Genomic DNA, 20,802 nt, shown 5'->3' on the forward strand with positions numbered 1-20,802 from the left:
CTTTAAGCATTGCGATAACTAGTCAGTTTAGCCGCCCATGGCGGTCCAGGAGGGACTCGAACCCCCGACCTTCGCTTTAGGAAAGCGCTGCTCTATCCTGCTGAGCTACTGGACCGCGTAGCGCGGGCCAGGGGTGCATAGCGCAAGTTTTCGAGTGTGCGAACCCCAGCCTGGATCGGGCGTCGAAAAGCGTTGCCAGGCGCGGCCGAAGCGGCGTTCCCTGAGGCGAACAGGGGAAACGCCATGGCTCTGCTTCGGCCTTTGAAGACGCTGTACGTGCAGGTGCTGATCGGCATCGCGCTGGGCATACTGGTCGGGGCGCTGTGGCCCGACATCGGCGTGCAGCTGAAGCCCCTGGGCGACGCCTTCATCAAGCTGGTCAAGCTGGTGATCGCGCCGGTGATCTTCCTGACCGTGGCGGGCGGCATCGCCCACATGGGCGACATCAAGGCGTTCGGCCGGGTGGGGATCAAGGCCCTGATCTATTTCGAGGTGGTCTCGACCCTGGCCCTGTTCGTGGGGCTGGTGGTCGGCCACATCCTGCATCCGGGCCACGGCTTCAACATCGATCCGGCCCACCTGGATCCCAAGATCGCCGCCGGCTACCTGGAGAAGGCCCATCACGGCGAGACCCTGGTCGACTATCTGCTGCACCTGATCCCCGAGACGTTCTTCGGGGCCTTCGCCGAGGGCAACCTGCTGCAGGTGCTGGTGATCGCCGTGCTGACGGGTTTCGCCTGCACGCGCCTGGGCGAGTTCGGCGACCGGATGGCCGCCGGCATGAGCGACCTGGCCAAGCTGTTCTTCGGCATCATCCACGTGGTGGTGAAGCTGGCCCCGCTGGGCGCCTTCGGGGCCATGGGCTTCACCATCGGCAAGTACGGGGTGACGGCCCTGCTGCAGCTGGGCGCGCTGGTGGGCGCCTTCTACGTCACCGCGATCCTGTTCGTGCTGGTGGTGCTGGGCGCCATCGCCTGGGCCTGCGGCTTCTCGATCCTGAAGTTCCTGGCCTATATCCGCGAGGAGCTGCTGATCGTGCTGGGCACCAGCAGCAGCGAGAGCGCCCTGCCCCAGCTGATCGAGAAGCTGGAGCGGCTGGGGGCCAAGAAGTCGGTCGTCGGCCTGGTGGTGCCCACCGGCTACAGCTTCAATCTGGACGGCACCAACATCTACATGACCCTGGCCACCCTGTTCCTGGCCCAGGCGACCAACACCCACCTGACCTTCGGCGAGATGGCGGCCCTGCTGGGCATCGCCATGCTGACCTCCAAGGGCGCCAGCGGCGTGACCGGGGCCGGCTTCATCACCCTGGCCGCCACCCTGGCCGTGGTGCCCGACATCCCCATCGCCGCCCTGGCCGTGCTGGTCGGGGTGGACCGGTTCATGAGCGAGTGCCGGGCCCTAACCAATTTCATCGGCAACGGCGTGGCCACGCTCGTGGTGGCCCGTTGGGAGGGCGCCTTGGATCGCGACCGATTGTCGCGGGAATTGACCCTGGGTCCCAACGCCTCGTCCGTTGAAGTCATTGAGAATCTTCCCGCCGACTGAAACGTGGGTTTCGGACGGGACCGGTACCGCGAAGCGTCCGGACGAGCCTTAACCACGAACTCCACCTTGCCGCGATGAAAATCGCTTCCTAAGGTTGCGTCGGGGACACGCGTATTCGGGACACCCAAGAGTGCTAAACGTCGCGAACGCCGAGCGTTCGGAACAGGCGAACCACGCCGCCCTGATCACCCTGGTCGAGACGATCGAGGCCCTGTCCGGCACGCATACGATCGAGGAGGTCGCCGCCGTTGTGCGGTCGGCCGCTCGCCGGATCTCCGGCGCCGACGGCGTGTGTTTCGTGCTCCGCGACGGCGACCGCTGCTGGTACCTGGACGAGGACGCCATCGGCCCGATGTGGAAGGGCCAGCGCTTCCCGCTGACCGCCTGCATCTCGGGCTGGGCCATGCTGAACGCCCAGACAGTGGTGATCCCCGACATCTATCTGGACGACCGCATCCCGCACGACGCCTATCGCCCCACCTTCGTCAAAAGCCTGGTGATGACCCCGGTGCGGGTCAACGATCCCATCGCGGCCATCGGCGCCTACTGGGCCACCGGCCAGACCCCGCCGCCCGACACGGTGCTGAAGCTGGAGACCATGGCCCGCGCCACGGCGGCGGCCATCGAGAACGCCAACCTCTACGCTTCGCTGAACCAGGCCCTGGACCGCCGCACCTTCCTGCTGCGCGAACTGGACCACCGGGTGAAGAACACCCTGGCCTCGGTGCAGTCGATCGCCCGCCAGACCCTGCGCAACGCCGATAGCCCCGACGCCTTCGCAGAATCGTTCGAGTCGCGGCTGATGGGCCTGTCGCGCGCCCACGAGCTGCTGACCCGCCAGGCCTGGGGCCGCACGGATTTGCGCGACGTGCTGGAGGCGGCTCTGCAGCCGTTCGGCGGCCTGGCCGATCCGCGCTTCACCGCCCGGGGCCCGGCCGTGACCCTCAGCGCCGAGACGGCGGTGGCGCTGCACATGACCCTGCACGAGCTGGTCATCAACGCCGCCAAGCACGGCGCCCTGACCACCGCCAGCGGCCAGGTCACCGTGGTGTGGCGGTTCGAGCCGGTGAACGGCGCGCCGGGCCTGGCGCTGGAATGGGTCGAGCGCGGCGGCCCGCCGGTCTTCGTGCCCAAGCGCCGGGGCTTCGGCAGCCGGCTGCTGGAAAGCGGCCTGGCCCGCGACCTGGGCGGCGAGGCCGCCCTCAGCTACCAGCCCAAGGGCCTCAGCTACATCCTGCGCGCGCCGCTGTCGGAACGCCTCGCCGACGGAGCCAGAATGCCATGAGCGCCACCCGCGTGATGATCGTCGAGGACGAGGCCCTGGTGGCCCTGATGGTCGAGGACCTGCTCACCGATTTCGGCTGCGAGATCTCCGGCTCGTTCGGAGCCGTGGACGACGCCCTGGCCTATCTGCGCGACGCCGCCTTGCCTCCGCCGGCCCTGGACGGGGCCGTGCTGGACGTCAATATCGGCGGCACCATGGTGTTCCCGGTGGCCGAGCGCCTGCGGGCCGCCGGCATCCCCTTCGTCTTCGCCACCGGCTACGGCGCCCTGCCGCGCCCGGGTTTCGAAGAGGTCACCGTGCTGAACAAGCCGATCGACCCGCGCCTGCTGAAGACCGCCGTGGAGCGGTTCGGCAAGGCGGCCTAGCGGCGGCTAGACGCCCCCTCCGTCCGCTTCGCGGCCACCTCCCCCGTTGCACGGGGGAGGAGAAGATCGACGCGGTTTCCTCCTCACCCGCAAAGCGGGGGAGGTGGCGCGCCGCGAATACGCGGCGTGACGGAGGGGGCGTCCCGACGCCTCAATAAGCCTTCCCGTCGTTCTTCCGCACCGGCAGCTCATCCCAGGCGAAATCCACCAGCAGCCGGGCGTTGATGCTGATGCGCGGGTCGTCGAAGTCGGGCTCGCCGCTGTCGAAGCTGGGGAATTCCGAATAGGTCGGGCAGCCGCAGATCGCGCAGTGGTGATGCTGGCCCAGATAGTGGCCCCACTGGTAGGTCGAGACCCGGTCGCGGGCCGTGGTCAGCTTGAACTGGGCGGGCTTGTAATAGGCCATCAGGGCCCCGCGCCGCGAGCAGAACGAGCAGTTGCAGTCGGTCAGCTCGACGGGCGCCTGGGTCACCTCGAACTGGGTGGCGCCGCAATGGCAGCGGGCCTTCAGGGGCAGGTCGGTCATGGCGCTTCTCCTGGCCGTGGGACAACGCCCGAAAGGCTAGAGGGTCGCCGCTGACAGCCTGCTGTCAGCATGCGACGTCCGGTCGCGGCCAAGCTCCTCCGCCACGTCTGGTATCCTGAGCTGCTTCGCCGGTTCGCGGCGGAATGCTCGGGCGGGTGCATGGTCTTCACGAGACGGATGGGTTCGGCGCTTCTGGCGGCGGCGTTGCTCGCCGCGCCGCTGACGGTCCGAGCCCAGGCTTCCGCCGCGTCACCCGCGACCGCCCCCGCCACGGCCTTCGACACCCGCCTCGCCGCCGCCAAGGACGCCATGATGGGCGATCCTCAGGCCGCCCTGGTGCTGTCGGGCGAGGCGCTGGACCTGGCCCGGGCCGACCGGAGCCCCAAGCGCGCCGTCGAGATCGCCTCGGCCCAGTGGCTGCACGGCGAGGCCTTGGTGCGGCTCGGCCGCTCCGGCGAGGCCGGCCCGATCCTGGCCGAGGCCCTGGCCGTAGCCGCCGCCAAGGCGCCCGACACCAAGCTGCACGGCGACCTGTTGATGAGCCAGGCGGGGGCGGAGGCCGAGCAGGGCCACGTCCAGACCGCCCTGCGCGACTACCAGGAGGCCTACCGCATCTTCGGCCGCGCCGGCCAGGCCCGCGGCCAGGCGGTGGCCCTGCAGAACATCGGCTCGATCTACCAGGACGCCCACGACTACGAGAAGGTGCTGCACTACTACGCCCTGTCGGCCGAAGCCTATCCGGCCGACCAGCTGCTGGCGCTGAGCGCGGCCAACAACATCGGCAACGCCCTGATGTCGGGCGAACGTTACGACCGGGCCGTCGTCGAGTTCGAGAAGGCCCGGCTGATCGCCCGCAAGATGGGTAGCCCCCAGCTGGAAGCCCGGATCGTCGCCAACCTGGCCATCGCCCAGGCGCGCGGCGGCCGGCCCGAGACCGGCGCGGCGCTGATCGACGAGGCCCGCGCCCTGCTCGCCCCCCTGCCCGACGCGGCGGCCGCCCAGCGCTCGGTGCGCAAGGCCGCCGCCCAGGTCGAACTGGCGCGCGGCCGGCCCCAGGCGGCCCTGCGGGAGCTGGCCCCGCTGCTGGCCGGCGTGGACCCCAAGACCACCGGCCCCGACTTCCTGGAGCTGCACGCCACCGCCTACCGGGCCTATGAACAGGTGGGCGACACCCGCCAGGCCCTCACGCATCTGAAGGCCTTCAAGCGGCTGGACGACCAGGGCCAGACCCTGGCGGCCTCGACCAACGCCGCCCTGATGGCCGCCCAGTTCGACTACGCCAACCAGGCCTCGCGCATCGCCCAGCTGAAGTCCGGCCAGCTGGAGCGCGACGTGCGGCTGGCCCGCTCGCGCAACACCGTGGTCACCCTGTTGCTCGCCGGCTCGCTGCTGATCGCCTCGCTGCTGGCCGCCGCCGTGCTGGGCGTGCGCCGCAGCCGCAACCTGGCCCGCGCCGCCAACCGCAAGCTGCGCGAGGCCAACCTGGCCCTCGAAAAGGCCCTGCGCGCCCGCACCGAGTTCCTAGCCAACACCAGCCACGAGATGCGCACCCCGCTGAACGGCGTGCTGGGCATGACCGAGGTGGTGCTGGCCGATCCCGACCTTACGCCTCAGCTGCGCGAGCGGGTGGGGGTGATGAACGCCGGGGCCGAGACCATGCGGGCCCTGGTCGACGACATCCTGGACATGGCGCGGATCGAGACCGACGGCGTCACCCTGCACCGCGCGCCGCTGGACCTGCCGCGCCTGTGCCGCGACGCCGTCCAGCTGTGGGCCGACAAGGCCGCCGCCAAGGGCCTGGCCCTGACCTGCGAGGTCGAGGACGCGCCCCAGCGGATCGTCGAGGACGCCGGCCGCCTGCGCCAGATCCTGTTCGCCCTGCTGTCCAACGCCGTGAAGTTCACCGCCGAGGGCGGGGTGCGGCTGTCTGTCGAAACCCTCGAAGAGCGGCTGGTGCTGAAGGTCGCCGACACCGGCGTCGGCGTCCCGGCCGACAAGCTGGACCAGGTGTTCGAGCCCTTCCGCCAGGCCGATTCCAGCCGCACCCGCGCCCATGGCGGGGCCGGGCTGGGCCTGGCCATCTGCCGGCGGCTGGTCGACGCCATGGGCGGCGAAATCGTCCTGGACAGCCTGGCCGGCGGCGGCACGACCGTGACCGTAAGCCTGCCGCTGGAACGCGCCGCGGCCCCGGCGGCGGCCCCGGCCGCGCGGCTGGAGGACTGCGCCCTGCTGCTGTGCGATCCCAACCCGCTGAGCCTGTCGGTGCTCAAGGCGGTGCTGAAGCCCAAGGTGCGCCTGCTGGAGACGGCCGCCTCGGCGGACGCGGCGACCGAGGCGGCGCTGGACCGGCGCTTCGACCTTGTCCTGGCCGACGCCGCCGCCCTGGGTGAGCCCGCCGGCCTGGCCGCCGACCTGACCTCCTGGGCCCCGGCCCGGGTGGCGGTGCTGCTGCCCGCCGACGCTCCCGTCGAGACCGACCCCGCCTTGCTGGCCGCCGGCGCGGCCCTGGTCGTTCGCAAGCCGGTCACCGCGGCCGTCTTGATCGACGCGCTCGGCGTCTTGATCGCGGGCGCCGCATCGGGCGAGACGGCGGACGACAACGGCGCCCAGGCGGTCGCCACCGCCTGACTAACCACCATTAAGTTGTTGATGGACCTGGATTGTCGGGCCATCGTCGTCCCGTAAGCCAGGAGCGTCGCCGCCCATGCGGGTGCTGTTCGTCGAAGACAACGCCATGAACCGACGCGTCATCGCCGAGATGCTGCGGGCCGGCGGGGTCGAGATGGACGAGGCCGAGGACGCCCCCACGGGCCTGGCCATGATCGACGCCCACGCCTACGACCTGGTGCTGATGGACCTGCGCATGCCCGGCATGGACGGTCTGGCCGCCATCCGCGCCATCCGCGCCCGCCCCGACGCCAAGGCCCACCTGCCGGTCATCGTCGTCACCGCCGACGGCGGCGCGGGCCTCGACGCCGACTGCCAAGCGGCGGGAGCGGACGACGTGATCCGCAAGCCGGTCAACCTGTCGACGCTGTTCGAAACGATCGGGGACCTGATCGCGCGGCGGGGCCAGGGGGATCTGGTGTTGGTTTAGGGGGATCAAGCAGGACGTCTATATTGGGCATCGAGAAAGCCCAGTAGAAGGCGTATGCGATCACCCTCTGGCCGGTTTTGGATCCAGCGGTAGGCCAATTCGCGCAACTCCGAATCCTGGGGATGTCGTTGCAGCATTTCGGCCAGCATTTCTGGCCATGCCTTCAGGGTCGGCGAAGCCAGATGCAGCCAGCGGCGGGCAAATTCATCGAAGGGCGCGTTGAGCAGTGGATCGTTGGACATCGACGTCCACAGCGTGCGCCAACCGCGATAGCGCACGTTGCCGGCGGCGAGAAACTCCAAGCCCCGATACTTGAGCTCCATGGGGATGCGCGCGGGATGCAGATTGACGTAGACGGCGATCCAGCCGTTGTCGGTCGGCGCATGAAGCAGCCAAGGTATCAGAACGTTTTCGACGCCATCACGTCGGCGACTAGCGATCGAGGCCAACACCTTCTGCTGGAAGACCGGATCCCGGAAGTAGCGGTGGTCCATCGAGAGACCGAGGTTGATGAGGTGCTTGCGATCACCGCGCCGGACCCGGAAGAGCCTAGCCCACAGGCGCGCCCAATCGGGGGGCGATAGCGCGCCGTCCATATCCCTCGATCGGTCCAAAGCTGCTACGCCCAAACCGAACATGCGCTCTCGTTCATAGTCTTCACCGACGATGTTGAGCCTTCGGCGCGCGGCATCCCAGGTGGTGACCCAGCTACGGGTGAAATGATTCTGCAGCAGCCAGTCGATCGCCAAATCTAAGAAGCGGCGATTGTAGAGCTCCTCGGCCAAAAGAGCCTTGAAGACCGGCCCCGGGTCACCGGGTGGGTCGAAACCTTGCAGTTCGCGTTCGGCTAGGTCTTTAAGGGTGCCACGCGCTTCGGGAACCTTCCAGGCAACCAACCAGCGCTTGGGCCACTCCTCGGAGGTGCCATAGCGATCCAGCCATTCGAGGTCGGAGAGTTTCGGCTCGGGCGCGGCCGGTTTTTCCTTGATCCGCGCCAGACCTGCGATCCGCCCGCGCGCCTCCAGACGGCGCCATTCACGCGCGATGCTGGGCGAGCGAAACTGATGGCTGGCCTTTTCGACAGCTGCGTCACGGGCCAGCAGGTCGCCTATGAACGCCAGGGCGTCGACGTTAAAGAACGGTGAGCCCAGACGCTCTAGGTCAACGCCAGCCAGGCGCCGGCGAACCTCGTCGAAGCCGCCGATCATCACCTGTCCGTCGTTGAGGCGTACGGCGAACACGGCATCGTCGCTGGCCTCGCGACGCAGTTCCGGCGGCGGCGTGGGGTCGCTGGCGTAACGATCGACATCGATGGGCAGGAAGCGCCCGATCCGTCCCTGCTCGTCGACCTCCTGGGCAAAGGCCTCGTTGGACTGCTCAGGTGCAAAGCAGGGGATTAGAAACGCCGCGCCCGTGCGGCGGAACGACAGCAGGCCGCTTAGTCGATAGGCGGTCACAAAAGCCCCCGGGCCGCATAAAACTCCCGAACCTTCTCGTAAATCTGGCCATAAGCGGTCTTCACGTTGAGCGAAAAGACCGGATAGGAGATCGGCGTGGCCTTCCACACCGTCTCGACGTGATTGCGAAAGACGTCGTCCTCAAAGAACTCCGACGGGGCGATCACGGCCAAGGGCTGAGTGATTGTCAGGTCCACGTCGCTTGAGCTTTGCACCTCGATCGTCAGACGACGGTCATCGAAGCTGGTAGCGCTTTTTTCCAACGATAGCCGGTGAAGCGCCTTGACCTCCATGTCCATCGGCTTGAGCAGGTGCTCGGCGTGGAACTCGTCCGTGCCGACTGGCTTCATCTCAAAATAGCGGCTGGGCGAGCCGAAGAACGCGCCGATGATCCGGCCAGGCGAATTGGCCACCGAGGAAACCTCAAAGGCCTCGGGCTTCATCATCTTCAGGTAGCTGGGATAGCGCCTTTGGCTGAAAGCACCCGAGTCAAACGGGAAAATCCGCTTGATGTCGCCGATCGCTTCGAACTCGAAGACAAAGCAGCACGGAAACTCCCAGTAGGCGCTTTCGGCCTCCTCGGTCTCGGTCTTGTAGGCGGGACGCCCCACGAAGAAATAGTTCAGCTTCTCACCGATGAAGACGTCGCAGTCGCTGGCCAGCAGGGTGTTGCTTTGCTGAAGACTGCGCAGGTGGAACGCCTTGGTCGAATGTACCAACGGCAGGCCGCCGCCATCGACGACCGAGTTCCTCATAAGGAATTCGCCCAGTTGGCTGTCCAGCTTGCTCATAGGTATCTCGCCCGTCGCCCGTCGCCCGTCGCCCGTCGCCCGTCGCCCGTCGCCCGTCGCCCGTCGCCCGTCGCCCGACAGGGCGTTCCGACATTTACGGAACATGGTCAAGCTTAAGTCGTATTTAGATTTACGCCCCAGAAGCGCGAGTAGCCAATTTCACCGAGTCGAGCAGCCAGCCGGGCACTTTAATTCGGGAATGCCCCCTCACCCCCGCCCCAGCCGCTTGATCGCCGCCGCCAGCGACCGCGCGCCCTCGCCGTAATCCTCCCAGGCCGAGGACTTCCCGATCAGCCCCGGCGCCGTGCGGATCGTATAGCGCGCCGGGTCCAGGCCCGACTTCACCTGGCTCCAGGTCAGGGGGAACGAGACCGGCGCGCCCTCGCGTCCGCGCGGTGACAGGGGCGCCACCGCCGTGGCCATGCGGTCGTTGCGGAGGTAGTCGAGAAAGATGCGGCCGCCGCGGTCCTTCTTGGCCATGGTGATCAGGAAGCGGTCGGGGGCGTCGGCGGCCATGGCGGCGCAGAGGTCGCGGGCGAAGGCCTTGGCGGCGGGCCAGTCGATCCCTGAAGCCTTCAGCGGCGTGACCACGTGCAGGCCCTTGCCGCCGGTGGTCTTGCAGAAGCCGACCAGGCCCAGGTCCTCCAGGCGGTCGCGGACCTCGCGGGCGGCCTCGATCACGGCGGCGAAGGGCACGTCCGGGGCCGGGTCGAGGTCGAAAACCAGGCGGCCCGGCTGGTCGGGCTTGCCCGGGGCGCAGTTCCAGGGGTGGAGTTCCAGCGCCCCCACCTGGGCGGCGGCGACCAGGGCCTCCACGCGGTCGAACTGGATGTAGGGCTGGCGGTCGCCGCTGACCGTCACCTCGGTGATCAGGGCCGACTGGCCCTTGCCCGAATGGCGCTGGAAGAACCGCTGCTCGCCGCCGATGCCGTCGGGCATGCGGATCATCGAGCAGGGGCGGCCCTGGATGTGGGGCAGCATCCAGTCGCCGACCGTCTCGTAGTACTGGGCGAGATCCAGCTTGGTGACCGGCCGGTCGTCGTTCGCGTCGGGCCACAGGGGCTTGTCGGGATGGGAGAGGGTGACGCCCAGCACCACCGCATTGCCCTTGGTCTTGGCTATGGTGGTCTTGGCGGGCTTGGGCTGGGCGAGAGCCGTCGTGTCGGCGTCGGCCGGCGCCTCGGCCTCGACCTCGGCGGCGGGTTTGTCCTCGCGCAGCCCCTTGAACGAGGCCTGGCGGATCGCGCCCTCGCCGGTGAAGCCGGCATATTGGATCTCGGCCACCAGCTGGGGCTTCACCCAGTGAACGCCCGCCCCCTTCTTCGGCGCGGTCTTGCCGGTGAAGGGGTTCTGGTCGGTCTCCAGGGCCTTCAGCTTGGGCAGCAGCTTGTCGACCACGGCGCGGCCGAAGCCCGTGCCGATGCGGCCCACATGCACCAGCTCGCCGTCGCGGTTGACCCCAGCGATCAGCGAACGGAACGCGTCGCCCGTCGTGGTCCAGCCGCCGATCACCACCTCGTGGCCCTGGCGGCACTTGGACTTGACCCAGGTCTCGCTACGGCCCGAGCGGTAGGGGGCGTCGAGCGACTTGGAGATGATGCCCTCCAGGTCCATCCGGCAGGCCGACTGCAGCACCGCGTCGCCGGCGGTGACGAAGTGGTCGACATAGCGGATCACCGCGTCGGCGCCCTCCACATGGGCCTTGAGCCGCGCCTTGCGGTCGGACAGCGGCAGGTCGCGCAGGTCTTCGCCGTCCGCGAACAGCAGGTCGAAGACGAAGAACACCAGGTCGTCGGTCTGCTCGTCCGAGATCGCCGCCTGCAGGGCCGCGAAGCTGGGGGCGCCGGTGTGGTCCAGCGCCACCAGTTCGCCGTCGATCATGCCGTCGGCCAGGGCGGCGCCGGCCTTGGCCACGGCGGGGAACTTGTCGGTCCAGTCCAGGCCCTTGCGGGTGAAGAGCCGCGCCTGGCCGTCCTGGACCCGCAGCTGCAGGCGGTAGCCGTCGAACTTGATCTCGTGCGCCCAGGCCTTCCCGGCCGGCGGCTTGTCGACCAGCTTGCACAGCTGGGGTTCGACGAAACGCGGCATGGCGGTGGGTTTGGCCGCTTTCGAGGGTTTGGGTGATTTCGCGACCTTGGGCGAAGCGGCGGCCGTCGAGGCGGCGTTCTCGCGGCTCTGCCAGACGGCGTCGGCCTTGCCCTTGGCCGCCGTCATGAATGGCGCCGCACCCTTGCCCTCTCCGGCCGCGATCGCCGCCATGGTCCGGCCCGAGGCGATGGAGCGGTCCTCGGCGGCCAGGGCCCCGCCGTCTTCGTCCACGGCGGCCTCGTCGCGGTGCTTGATCAGCAGCCAGTTGTGGCGCTTGCCTTCGTCGCGCAGCCGCACCAGCACCCACGAACCGTGCAGCCGCCCGCCCTCCATGACGAACTTCAGCTCGCCCTTGGCCAGGGCCTTGTCGATGTCCTCGAAGCCCGGCTCGGGCGCCCAGTAGCCGCGATCCCACAGCTGCACCGTGCCGCCGCCGTACTGGCCCTTGGGGATCGTGCCCTCGAAGTCGCCATAGGCCAGGGGATGGTCCTCGACCTCGACCGCCAGGCGCTTGTCGCGCGGGTCGAGCGAAGGTCCGCGCGTCACCGCCCACGACTTGAAGACCCCGTCGTGTTCCAGCCGCAGGTCGAAATGCAGACGGGTGGCGGCGTGCTTCTGGATCACGAAGCGCAGCTGGTCGGACTTGGTGACCTTGGCGTCCTTGCCGGACGGCGAGCCAGAGGGCTCCGCGGTCTGGCTGAAGTCCCGCATCTCCTGATAGCGGGCGAGTTTCGAGGCGGCCATGGGGCGCTCCAAGCGGTCGGCCCAGCATCAACGAACGGCGCGGCGCGGTCGATCCGTGAATCCATCCCGGTCCTGGCGCGTTGTAGCGGCATGACCCAGGAAGACCGCCGCTTCAGCGTCCATGCCCGCCACGAGGACCGCCACCGCGCCCGGGTGGTGACCGAGGCCTCGTTCGAAGCCGCCGCCGTGGCCTATGCCGAGGACCTGCCGCCGCTGGCCGAACCGGAAATCAGCCTGATCGTCCGCGACCTGGAGAGCGGCCACGAGCACTGCTTCCGCATCGACCTGGAGACGGGCGAAGCCGCGGCGTGCGGCTAGGGCGAACGAACCGTCGCCACGCCCGTTGAGTCGAGTCCTACGCCCCAAGGACGCTCGACCATGGCCTACCGCCCCACCTGGCAGGGACACCTGCGCCTCTCGCTCGTGACCTGCCCGGTCGCGCTCTACACGGCGACCGACAGCGGCGGCGAGGTGCACTTCAACCTGATCAATCCCAAGACCAACAACCGCATCAAGATGATCACCACCGACCCCGACACCGGGCCGGTGGAGCGGAGCAAGCTGGTCAAGGGCTACGAGGTCAGCAAGGGCGAGTACGTGCTGCTGACCGACGAGGAGATCAAGTCGGTGCGGCTGGAGAGCACCAAGACCATCGACATCGAGCGCTTCGTGCCCGCCGACGAGATCGACCGCATCTATTGGGACAACCCCTATTACCTGGCGCCCGACGGCAAGCTGGCCCAGGAGGCGTTCGGGGTGATCCGCGAGGCCATGGAGCGCTCGGGCCAGATCGCCCTCGGCCGCGTGGTGATGTCGGCCCGCGAGCGGTTGCTGGCCCTGGAGCCGCGCGGCCTGGGCATCCTGGCCTACACGCTGCGCAGCGACGCGGAGGTGCGCAAGGCCGACGAGATCTTCGCCGGCATCAGCCACGCCAAGCCCGACGCCTCGATGATCGCCATCGCCGAGAAGATCATCGAACAGCGCGAGGGGCCCTTCGATCCCAGCCAGTTCGTCGACCGCTACGAAAAGGCGCTCAAGGACCTGATCGCCGAGAAGAAGAAGGGCCACAAGATCGAGACGGTCGAGGAGGCGGAAGACACCAACGTGGTCGACCTGATGGAGGCGCTGCGGGCGAGCCTGGCGGGGAAGAGCAGCGGGGCGAAGACGGCGGCGCCGGCGAAGAAGGCCGCGCCCAAGGCCAAGGCGCGCAAGGCGGGTTAGGCTCTCCCACAATTCCCAACATCCCGACGAAAGTCGGGACCCAAGCGGCATGTCGGGGATGGCGCTTGCGAACGGGACAGCCGAGGCAGTTCTGCTGATTCAGCTTGGGTCCCGACTTTCGTCGGGATGTTGGGATGAAGAGAAACGAAAAACGCCCCCGGACTTCCATCCGGGGGCGCTTTCGTATCGGCTGCCTAGTCGCCTCAGGCGGCGGCGGCGGTCTTGACCAGGGACTTGGTCAGGATGCCGATGGCGGCTTCGCGGTCGATGCGCTCGATGGCGGCGACTTCGCGGGCCATGCGGTCCAGGGCCGATTCATAGAGCTGGCGCTCCGAATAGGACTGTTCCGGCTGGTTCTCGGCGCGGTGCAGGTCGCGGACGACCTCGGCGATCGAGATCAGGTCGCCCGAATTGATCTTGGCTTCGTATTCCTGGGCGCGACGCGACCACATGGTGCGCTTGACGCGCGCGCGGCCCTTCAGGGTGGTCAGGGCCTGGCTCACGACATTGCCTTCGGCCAGCGGACGCAGGCCGGCGGCCTTGGCCTTCTTGGTCGGAACGCGCAGGGTCATCTTCTCGTGATCGAAGGTGATGACGTAGACTTCGAGCGACATCCCGGCCACTTCCTGGGTTTCGATGCCCTGGATGCTGCCCACGCCGTGCGCGGGGTAAACGACGTGATCGCCGACCGAGAATTCCAGACCGCTCTTGCTCATTCGTTCGTCCTCAATAAGTTCGGGCACAGCCCAAAACACCGCGTCGAAGGCATCCAAAGGGGATCCAAAACGGCGACAGGAACCCGTCCGCGAACTGCTCGCGGGCCCAATGGCGGTCAGGATTTGGAATAGTTCTTAGGTCACCCTTCGCCTTCGATCGGGCGCGCCGGTTTCCCGGCTGACATCGTCCACATGACGGGCAGGCGCGAACAGTCGCGTCCCTCACGTCGGAACCGACAATATCATAAAATTCAGCTTGATGAAAGGCTTGGGACCTGTTTAGCCGCCCAAACCGCCCGGATCAGGAGCCCTTGCCGGGCTTTTCGCTAAAATATTTCTCGAATTTTCCGGTTTCGCGCTCGAACTCCTCGCGATCGGCGGGCGGCGTGCCCTTCACGGTGATGTTCGGCCAGATCTTGGCGTAGTCGGAGTTGATTCTCAGCCACTTGCCGTCCGGATCGTCTTCCGTGTCGGGCTTGATGGCGTCGACGGGGCACTCCGGCTCGCAGACGCCGCAGTCGATGCATTCGTCCGGATTGATCACCAGGGTGTTCTCGCCCTCGTAGAAGCAGTCGACCGGGCACACCTCGACGCAGTCCATGAACTTGCAGCGGATGCAGGCGTCGGTAACGATGTAGGTCATCGAGGGCTCGGTCGTTTCCGGGTAGGCGAGAGAGGCCGCGTTTTCGAAGCGTGGGGGCCGCTTGTCAATGCGGCTTGGCTGCGCGGGGGCGGAGGATTTCTCACACCTGCCCCAGGTCTGGGCGTCCGCGCCACCTTAAATAGCGACGAAACCTCGCATACCGCCGTTACGTTACGTTTTCTTATCGAAGCTCGGTCACAACCAAGCCCAGGAAAATAAACAAGAAGTCGACAACCCGACCCATGACGAGAACGGCCTTGCGCAACCACGTCTCGATCAACGCCGACAACGTCAAGTCGCCGGGCGACCAGATGGACGCCTTCGAGACCTTCGTGCGCCATGCGCCGTTCGCCGCGGCCCTGGTCGACAACAGCTTCCGCCTGACGGCCGTCAGCCCCGACTGGGACAGCCAGGGCCTGTCGCCGGATCTGGAGATCGGCGACGACTTCCGCCGCGCGCTCGTCAGCCCCGAGGACCTGGAGAGCCTGGAGCGCTGCATGGCGTTCGGCGAGGCGTTCTCGCGCTATCGCGCCATCTCGGTGGGCGGCGCCGAGCCCCGCATCTGGCGCACCGAATTCGCCGCCACCCTAGCCGACACCGGCCGCGTCCTGGCCGTGATCGTCACCGCCCGCGACGTCAGCGGCTATGCCGAGACGGCCCTGAAGGCCGAGCGCGACCAGCAGCGGCTGAAGATGGCGCTGGAGCTGGACGACCTGATGGTCCGCGAATACGACCTGCGGACCGGCGAGATCTATTGCTCGGGCACCTCGCCGGAGCTGGAGAAGTGGTGCCTGTTCAAGGACGACCCGCTGGAGATCGTCCATCCCGACGACCGCGAGAAGATGGCCGAGCTGGTCCGCAACCGGAAAGACGGCGAGGCCCAGGTCTTCGAATTCCGCCTCAACCGCGACGACGGGGTCGAGACCTGGGTGCGCTCGGTCGGGAAGAAGTTCCTGGGCGCGGACGGCAAGCCCGAGCGGCTGGTCAACCTCTTCAAGGACATCACCGACCGTCGCCGCCAGACCGAGGCCGTCGAGAACCTGGCCTTCAAGGACACCCTGACCGGCCTGCCCAACCGCGCCTACTTCAATCGCAAGTTCCAGGAGGCCGTCGACGCCTCGGAGATGCTGGGCGAGCTGTTCGGCCTGATCATGATCGATGTCGATCACTTCAAGGACATCAACGACACCCTGGGCCACGACGCCGGCGACGCCCTGCTCAAGCGCCTGGCCGAGATGCTGCACGCGGCCTTCCGCGCGGGCGATACGGTGGCGCGCCTGGGCGGCGACGAGTTCGCGGTGATCCTGCGCGGCCTGCATTCGGAGGCCGACATGATGCGGCCCGTGGCGGCCCTGCAGGACCTGCTGCGCCGGCCCATCGAGCACGGCGGCCGCAGCTTCTCGGTCAGCGCCAGCATCGGGGCGGCCCTGCACGGCGACCTCGACGCCGATCCCAGCCACATGATCAAGAACGCCGACATCGCGCTCTATCGGGCCAAGGACGAGGGCCGAAACCGCAGCGTGGTCTTCGATCCCTCGATGCGCTCGGCCCTGGAGCAGCGGATTGAGCTGCTGCGCGACGTGCGCGCGGCCATCGCGCAGAAGGAATTCGTCCTCTACTACCAGCCGGTGGTCGATATCGCCTCGCGCAGCGTCACCGGCTTCGAGGCCCTGATGCGCTGGGACCATCCCGAGCAGGGCGTCCTGACCCCCGACCGCTTCATGGCCGCCTTCGAGGACCAGGACCTGTCGCTGAAGCTGGGGGACCTGGCCTTCGAGAGCGCCCTGGCGCAGATGCGCGACTGGCTGGACCAGGGCGTGGAGTTCGGCCGCGTGGCGGTCAACATCTCGGCCGCCCAGTTCCGCAGCGGTCGCCTGGCCGAAGAGGTCCAGGACCGGCTCAAGCGCTGGAACGTGCCCTGCGAGCGCCTGACCATCGAGGTCACCGAGAACGTCTATATGGGCTGGGGCTCGGAGATGGTCAGCGACACCGTGCGTGCGCTGCACAAGGCCGGGGTGATGATCGCGCTCGACGACTTCGGCACCGGCTACGCCAGCCTGGCCAACCTGCGCCAGTTCCCCATCGACCGGCTGAAGATCGACAAGTCCTTCGTCCAGAACGCCGAGGACGCGGCCATCGTGAAGGCGGTGATCACCCTGGGCACGTCCATGGGCATGAAGGTGGTCGCCGAGGGCGTCGAGGACCAGACTCAGCTGGACGTCCTGGCCGGCTACGGCTGCGACCAGATCCAGGGGTATCACTTCTCGCGGCCGATGCCGGCGGGGATGGTGCCGGGGTATCTGAAGGGGTTTGGTTCCTAGAATCCTTCTCCCCTTGCGGGAGAAGGTGTCGGCGTAGCCGACGGATGAGGGGTCGCGCCGCCCTATCCGTCGTTTTGCGGCTGAGCCGGCTTTCAACCCCTCATCCGACCTCGCTCCGCGAGGCCACCTTCTCCCGCAAGGGGAGAAGGATCATTTGCCGCCCAAAACTAGTTTCCTTTGAAACTCAATATTTTACTTGAAATGACAACGTTGTCACTATAAGTACTATAAATGATGACTGAGCGGGCGAGATCCCAACGGTCATCAGAGGAACGCGTCGGGAGGTGGTTGAACCCCAACCCCCTTTCGGAACTAAGATCATGAAAGCTTTGTTTGTTCTGGCCGCTTCGGCCATGGCCTTCGCCACCGCTTCTTCGGCCTTCGCCGCCGAGCAGCACGTCAAGGTCCGCGGCCGCACCGACGCCGCCATCCACGCCGATATCGTGGCCGCCGCCTCGTCGATCTGCCGCGAAGACGTCAATCCCCGCGACCGCGACCTGTACAGCTACTGCGTGCGCGAAGTGACCCGCACCGCCGTGCAGAAGGTCGACAGCCCCAGCCTCAGCGCCTACGACCGCTCCGCGTTCCGCTCGAACGGCTTCCTGAAGGTCAACTACTAGTCCGCGTAAGGCCTCGGCTTCGCGTGGCCCCCGCCGCGCGGAGCCGGGCTCTACAGCCCCGCTTGCAACCTTGAATTTCGCGTAAACTTTTTTAGGTGCATCGCAACATTATCGTTGATAACTGAAGCGACCTAATTTATAGCTCCAGACGACGGCGACAGAGCGGACGAGATTCCGGACCAGTCGCCCAGGGGAAACGTGTCCAGACGGGTTGACCGATCAACACTGCCTGGAATCCGTCCCATGATCCGCACCCTCGTTCTGGCCGCCTCGGCCGTCGCCCTGTTCGCCGCCGCCCCCGCCGGCGCCGCCGAAGTCCGCATCAAGACCGCCGGCAAGACCCAAGCCGAGCTGCGCGCCGAAGTGACCAAGGCCGCCTCGACCGTTTGCTGGGCCGAAGTGCGCGGCACCGCCCTGGCCAGCTACGTCTACCCCTCGTGCGTCAAGGCCTCGGTCGACAAGGCCGTCGCCCAGCTGAACGGCCAGGAAGACGTCGCCGCCGCCCCGGCCGCCGTCCGCGCCCGCTAAAGAGCTTCGCCGGGATCAGTTCGAGAGGGCGGCGTATCGGCCCTCTCTCCCGCGCGTGGAAGAGCCCTCTCCGGCGACGGGGAGGGCTTTTTCGTATGCGCTATCGCAGCAGCCGGGCGGCCAGCCGCCGCCGGGCCGGCTCGTCATAGAGCTTCAGGCACGCCCAGGCGATCGCCACGGCCAGCACGAACACCCCTACGCCCGCCAACGCCCCCTGGGCGGCCGGGATCTTCCGATCCACCACCCAGCCCGTGTAGATGTAGATCAGCGGATAGTGGGTGATGTAGAGCGGGTAGGACAGGTCGCCGAAGAAGCGGGCCACGCGCACCGACGGGCCGTCGGCGTCCTTCTCCCCGGCCCCGATGGCCACGATCAGCGGGAACAGCGCGATTACGCAGACGGCTTCGTACAGGCCGTTGAGCCACAGCCGCTCGGTCCCGCCGAAGCGTGGCAGCGACACGGCCAGGATCAGCAGCAGGCTGCAGACGGCGAAACCGTTCGGAACCTTGATCCGCTTGCCCAGCCGCATCAGCAGCACCCCGGCGAAGAACGGGAACATCACCCGCGTCAGGCCGATGCGCACGCCGTTCAGGTCCAGGGCCCAGCCGCCGATCAGGTCGCCCCGGGGGCCGGTGACCAGCAGGTGGACCATGGCCAGGCCCGCCACGGCCACCAGCACGCCCAGCGCCCGGTTGGACAGCTTCCGCAGGCCCGCGGCGTAGAGGATGTTGGCGATATACTCGTAGAACAGCGACCACTGCGGGCCGTTCAGCGGATAGATCTCGCCCCAGCCCCGGATCTCGGCCGAGGGCCGCAGCGGGATCATGAAGAAGCCCAGCAGCAGCACCCCGGCCACCTGCCAGGCGGCGACGCTCTGGAGCTTGGGGAAGATCGAGAAGTGCTGCAGCCCCAGCAGAGCCGCCCCGATCAGCCCGCCCACCACGATCATCGGCTGCAGCCGCACCAGGCGGCGCTTGTAGAACTGCCACTGGCCCATCCCCGCCCAGCGGTCGTCATAGGCGTAGGCGATCACGAAGCCCGACAGCAGGAAGAAGAAGTCCACCGCCAGATAGCCGTGGTTGATGATCTGGTTCTGCGGGACGCCGCCCGAATAGGCTTCGAACAGGTGGAAGACCACCACCATCAGCGAGGCCACGCCCCGCAGGCCGTCCAGGATGACGTAGTGGCTCTTGGCGGGCTTGGAGGCGTCGGAAGAGACTGGGGTCGAGGCGGCGGCGGAAGAAGAGGTCATGCGGTGTCCCGAAGCGTGTTCTGGCGTCCCCCCGAGGGACTCGCGTCGAACCGTTGCTGGGTTTATCGTTAAACCACAAGCCGCTTTTCAGGACCGGGATGCAGCGCTCCAGACGCCCGCGCGACGACGCCAGGGTCACCATCAAGGACGTGGCCGCCCGGGCGGGCGTCTCGGCCATGACCGTGTCGAACGTCTTCAACGACACCGGCAAGTTCAGCCGCGAGACGCGCGAGCGGGTGCTGGCCGCCATCGAGACCCTGGGCTACGTGCCCAATTCCGCCGCGCGGCGGCTGGTGGGCGCCACGCCCGCCCGGGTGGGCCTGATCTATGCCGGGGTCGACAGCCTGTTCATCGACATGACCCTGGCGGCCGCCGCCGTGGCCAGCGCCGAGCGCGGCCTGCAGTTGATGGCCCGCAAGGTCGGCTCGGCGGACGAGGCCCTTGAGGCCGCCCGAGGGCTGCGCAAGGCCGGGGCCGACGCCCTCCTGCTGCTGCCGCCGTTCGACACGGCCCTTTCCGGCGCGTCCGCGTTCCAGGCCCTGGGCCTGGCGACCGCCGCCATCGCCACGGCCGCGCCCCTGCCCGACATGATCACCGTGCGCATCGACAACCGCGCCGCCTCGCGCGCCGTCACCCAGCTGCTGATCGCCAAGGGCCGGCGGCGCATCGCGGTGATCGCCGGTCCCCAGGACCATTCCGACAGCGTCGAGCGCCTGGCCGGGTGCCGCGAGGCCCTGGCGGCGCACGGCCTGCCCCTGCCCGCCGACCTGGTCGTGGAGGGCCGCTTCACCTTCGATTCGGGCCTGGAGGCCGCCGAGCGGCTGCTGGACCTGGCCCAGCCGCCCGACGCCATCGTCGCGGCCAACGACGACATGGCCGCCGCGGCCCTGTGGACAGCCCACCGGCGGGGCGTGTCTCTGCCCCGGGATCTCGCCGTCACCGGCTTCGACGACACCCTGCTGGCCACCCGCGTCTGGCCGCCCCTGACCACGGTGCGCCAGCCGATGGACCGCATGACCGGCCGCGCCCTGGACCTCTTGCTGGAAACCCTGCGCCGCCCGCCCGGCGCGGCGGCCCCCGTCGACGTCCTGGAGCCCCACGACCTGGTGGAGCGGGCCTCGGCCTAGACTCCAGACGCGAAAAGGCCCGCGAGGCGAACCTCGCGGGCCTTTCGTTCGGCCTAAACCGAGAAAGTCTTAGGCGGCGGCCGCGACGGCCTTGGCCTTCGCCTTCACCTGGGCCTTGATCTTCAGGGCGCGCGGCGACAGCTGCTCGTCCTTGGCGCCCAGCAGGAACACGTCCAGGCCGCCCTTGAAGTCCAGGGTGCGCAGGGCGGCGTTGCTGATGCGCAGCTTGAAGGTCTGACCCAGCGAGTCCGACTGCAGGGTCGCGGGCGACAGGGCCGGCAGGAAGCGGCGCTTGGTCTTGATGTTCGAGTGGCTCACATTGTGGCCGACCATCGGACCGATCCCGGTGAGTTCGCAACGGCGCGACATGGTGGATACCTTGGGCTTGGGCGAAGCCAAGGCTCCGCAACATGAATTCGGGCGCGCGAGGGACGGACCGCCGCGCGAGAGCGGGCGATATAGTCGAAGGGCGC

Annotated in this window: 19 protein-coding genes, 1 tRNA gene and 1 pseudogene; 11 read left to right on the plus strand and 10 right to left on the minus strand. The window is 67.9% G+C overall.

The annotated features are described in order from the left end of the window. Positions 1-38: 38 nt before the first annotated feature. Positions 39-115, minus strand: a tRNA-Arg gene (locus tag AC07OA_RS01895). A gap of 146 nt (positions 116-261) precedes the next feature. Between AC07OA_RS01895 and AC07OA_RS01900 the strand changes: the two genes are divergently transcribed. The 3 genes from AC07OA_RS01900 (at position 262) to AC07OA_RS01910 (ending at position 3,198) form a co-directional block, all read left to right on the plus strand. After that, entirely contained in the window at positions 262-1,548 is a 1,287-nt protein-coding gene (locus tag AC07OA_RS01900; protein WP_494662902.1) for a dicarboxylate/amino acid:cation symporter, read from the plus strand. Between the two features lie 130 nt (positions 1,549-1,678). Continuing rightward, on the plus strand, positions 1,679-2,833 hold the full coding sequence (locus AC07OA_RS01905) for a sensor histidine kinase (protein WP_494662067.1): 1,155 nt from the start codon (positions 1,679-1,681) through the stop codon (positions 2,831-2,833). Continuing rightward, a complete protein-coding gene (locus AC07OA_RS01910; protein ID WP_494662068.1) occupies positions 2,830-3,198 on the plus strand; it encodes a response regulator in 369 nt (122 codons plus the stop codon). Before AC07OA_RS01905 ends, AC07OA_RS01910 begins: the two co-directional genes overlap by 4 nt. A gap of 79 nt (positions 3,199-3,277) precedes the next feature. On the opposite strand, the pseudogene AC07OA_RS01915 reads toward AC07OA_RS01910, so the two are convergent. Both AC07OA_RS01915 and AC07OA_RS01920 read right to left on the minus strand, forming a co-directional pair. Beyond that, positions 3,278-3,346, minus strand: a pseudogene (locus tag AC07OA_RS01915) (hypothetical protein); the annotation flags it as partial. A gap of 3 nt (positions 3,347-3,349) precedes the next feature. Continuing rightward, positions 3,350-3,724 (minus strand): GFA family protein, encoded by a 375-nt coding sequence (locus AC07OA_RS01920; RefSeq protein WP_494662069.1) that lies wholly within the window; start codon positions 3,722-3,724, stop codon positions 3,350-3,352. Between the two features lie 159 nt (positions 3,725-3,883). Between AC07OA_RS01920 and AC07OA_RS01925 the strand changes: the two genes are divergently transcribed. After that, positions 3,884-6,352 (plus strand): ATP-binding protein, encoded by a 2,469-nt coding sequence (locus AC07OA_RS01925; protein ID WP_494662070.1) that lies wholly within the window; start codon positions 3,884-3,886, stop codon positions 6,350-6,352. Positions 6,353-6,428: 76 nt separating this feature from the next. Continuing rightward, positions 6,429-6,821 carry a response regulator gene (locus AC07OA_RS01930; RefSeq protein ID WP_494662071.1) on the plus strand — a complete coding sequence of 131 codons (393 nt, stop codon included), beginning with the start codon at positions 6,429-6,431 and terminating at the stop codon, positions 6,819-6,821. A gap of 5 nt (positions 6,822-6,826) precedes the next feature. Here the strand turns inward: AC07OA_RS01930 and AC07OA_RS01935 are convergent, their stop codons facing one another. From AC07OA_RS01935 to ligD, 3 genes are all read right to left on the minus strand, one after another. Then, complete coding sequence (locus AC07OA_RS01935; RefSeq protein WP_494662072.1) at positions 6,827-8,278, minus strand: hypothetical protein; 1,452 nt, start codon at positions 8,276-8,278, stop codon at positions 6,827-6,829. Then, positions 8,275-9,069: a hypothetical protein gene (locus tag AC07OA_RS01940; RefSeq protein WP_494662073.1), complete on the minus strand. Its 795-nt coding sequence runs from the start codon at positions 9,067-9,069 to the stop codon at positions 8,275-8,277. The genes AC07OA_RS01935 and AC07OA_RS01940 overlap by 4 nt, the downstream gene beginning before the upstream one ends. Positions 9,070-9,276: 207 nt before the next feature. Next, positions 9,277-11,901 (minus strand): DNA ligase D, encoded by a 2,625-nt coding sequence (ligD, locus tag AC07OA_RS01945; protein ID WP_494662074.1) that lies wholly within the window; start codon positions 11,899-11,901, stop codon positions 9,277-9,279. Positions 11,902-11,991: 90 nt separating this feature from the next. On the opposite strand from ligD, the gene AC07OA_RS01950 reads away from it, so the two are divergent. Both AC07OA_RS01950 and ku read left to right on the plus strand, forming a co-directional pair. Continuing rightward, positions 11,992-12,219 carry a DUF5961 family protein gene (locus AC07OA_RS01950; RefSeq protein ID WP_494662075.1) on the plus strand — a complete coding sequence of 76 codons (228 nt, stop codon included), beginning with the start codon at positions 11,992-11,994 and terminating at the stop codon, positions 12,217-12,219. Positions 12,220-12,279: 60 nt separating this feature from the next. Next, positions 12,280-13,122 carry a non-homologous end joining protein Ku gene (gene ku, locus AC07OA_RS01955; protein ID WP_494662076.1) on the plus strand — a complete coding sequence of 281 codons (843 nt, stop codon included), beginning with the start codon at positions 12,280-12,282 and terminating at the stop codon, positions 13,120-13,122. 203 nt (positions 13,123-13,325) lie between these two features. On the opposite strand, the gene AC07OA_RS01960 is transcribed toward ku, so the two are convergent. After that, a complete protein-coding gene (locus AC07OA_RS01960) occupies positions 13,326-13,838 on the minus strand; it encodes a CarD family transcriptional regulator (RefSeq protein WP_494662077.1) in 513 nt (170 codons plus the stop codon). Between the two features lie 301 nt (positions 13,839-14,139). Next, a complete protein-coding gene (gene fdxA, locus AC07OA_RS01965; RefSeq protein WP_494662078.1) occupies positions 14,140-14,481 on the minus strand; it encodes a ferredoxin FdxA in 342 nt (113 codons plus the stop codon). Positions 14,482-14,792: 311 nt separating this feature from the next. Between fdxA and AC07OA_RS01970 the strand changes: the two genes are divergently transcribed. From AC07OA_RS01970 to AC07OA_RS01980, 3 genes are all read left to right on the plus strand, one after another. Next, positions 14,793-16,802 carry a putative bifunctional diguanylate cyclase/phosphodiesterase gene (locus tag AC07OA_RS01970; protein ID WP_494662903.1) on the plus strand — a complete coding sequence of 670 codons (2,010 nt, stop codon included), beginning with the start codon at positions 14,793-14,795 and terminating at the stop codon, positions 16,800-16,802. A 320-nt stretch (positions 16,803-17,122) separates the two neighbouring features. Further along, a complete protein-coding gene (locus tag AC07OA_RS01975) occupies positions 17,123-17,422 on the plus strand; it encodes a hypothetical protein (RefSeq protein WP_494662079.1) in 300 nt (99 codons plus the stop codon). Between the two features lie 243 nt (positions 17,423-17,665). Then, complete coding sequence (locus tag AC07OA_RS01980; RefSeq protein ID WP_494662080.1) at positions 17,666-17,950, plus strand: hypothetical protein; 285 nt, start codon at positions 17,666-17,668, stop codon at positions 17,948-17,950. A 100-nt stretch (positions 17,951-18,050) separates the two neighbouring features. On the opposite strand, the gene AC07OA_RS01985 is transcribed toward AC07OA_RS01980, so the two are convergent. Continuing rightward, positions 18,051-19,202, minus strand: a complete 1,152-nt coding sequence (locus tag AC07OA_RS01985; RefSeq protein ID WP_494662081.1) for an acyltransferase family protein — start codon at positions 19,200-19,202, stop codon at positions 18,051-18,053. Between the two features lie 98 nt (positions 19,203-19,300). Here AC07OA_RS01985 and AC07OA_RS01990 point away from each other — a divergent pair, with 98 nt between their 5' ends. Beyond that, complete coding sequence (locus tag AC07OA_RS01990) at positions 19,301-20,329, plus strand: LacI family DNA-binding transcriptional regulator (RefSeq protein WP_494662082.1); 1,029 nt, start codon at positions 19,301-19,303, stop codon at positions 20,327-20,329. Between the two features lie 69 nt (positions 20,330-20,398). Here the strand turns inward: AC07OA_RS01990 and rpmB are convergent, their stop codons facing one another. After that, positions 20,399-20,698 carry a 50S ribosomal protein L28 gene (gene rpmB, locus AC07OA_RS01995; protein ID WP_494662083.1) on the minus strand — a complete coding sequence of 100 codons (300 nt, stop codon included), beginning with the start codon at positions 20,696-20,698 and terminating at the stop codon, positions 20,399-20,401. Between the last annotated feature and the right edge of the window lie 104 nt (positions 20,699-20,802).

This window comes from Caulobacter sp. GW821-FHT09B08 (assembly GCF_059418225.1).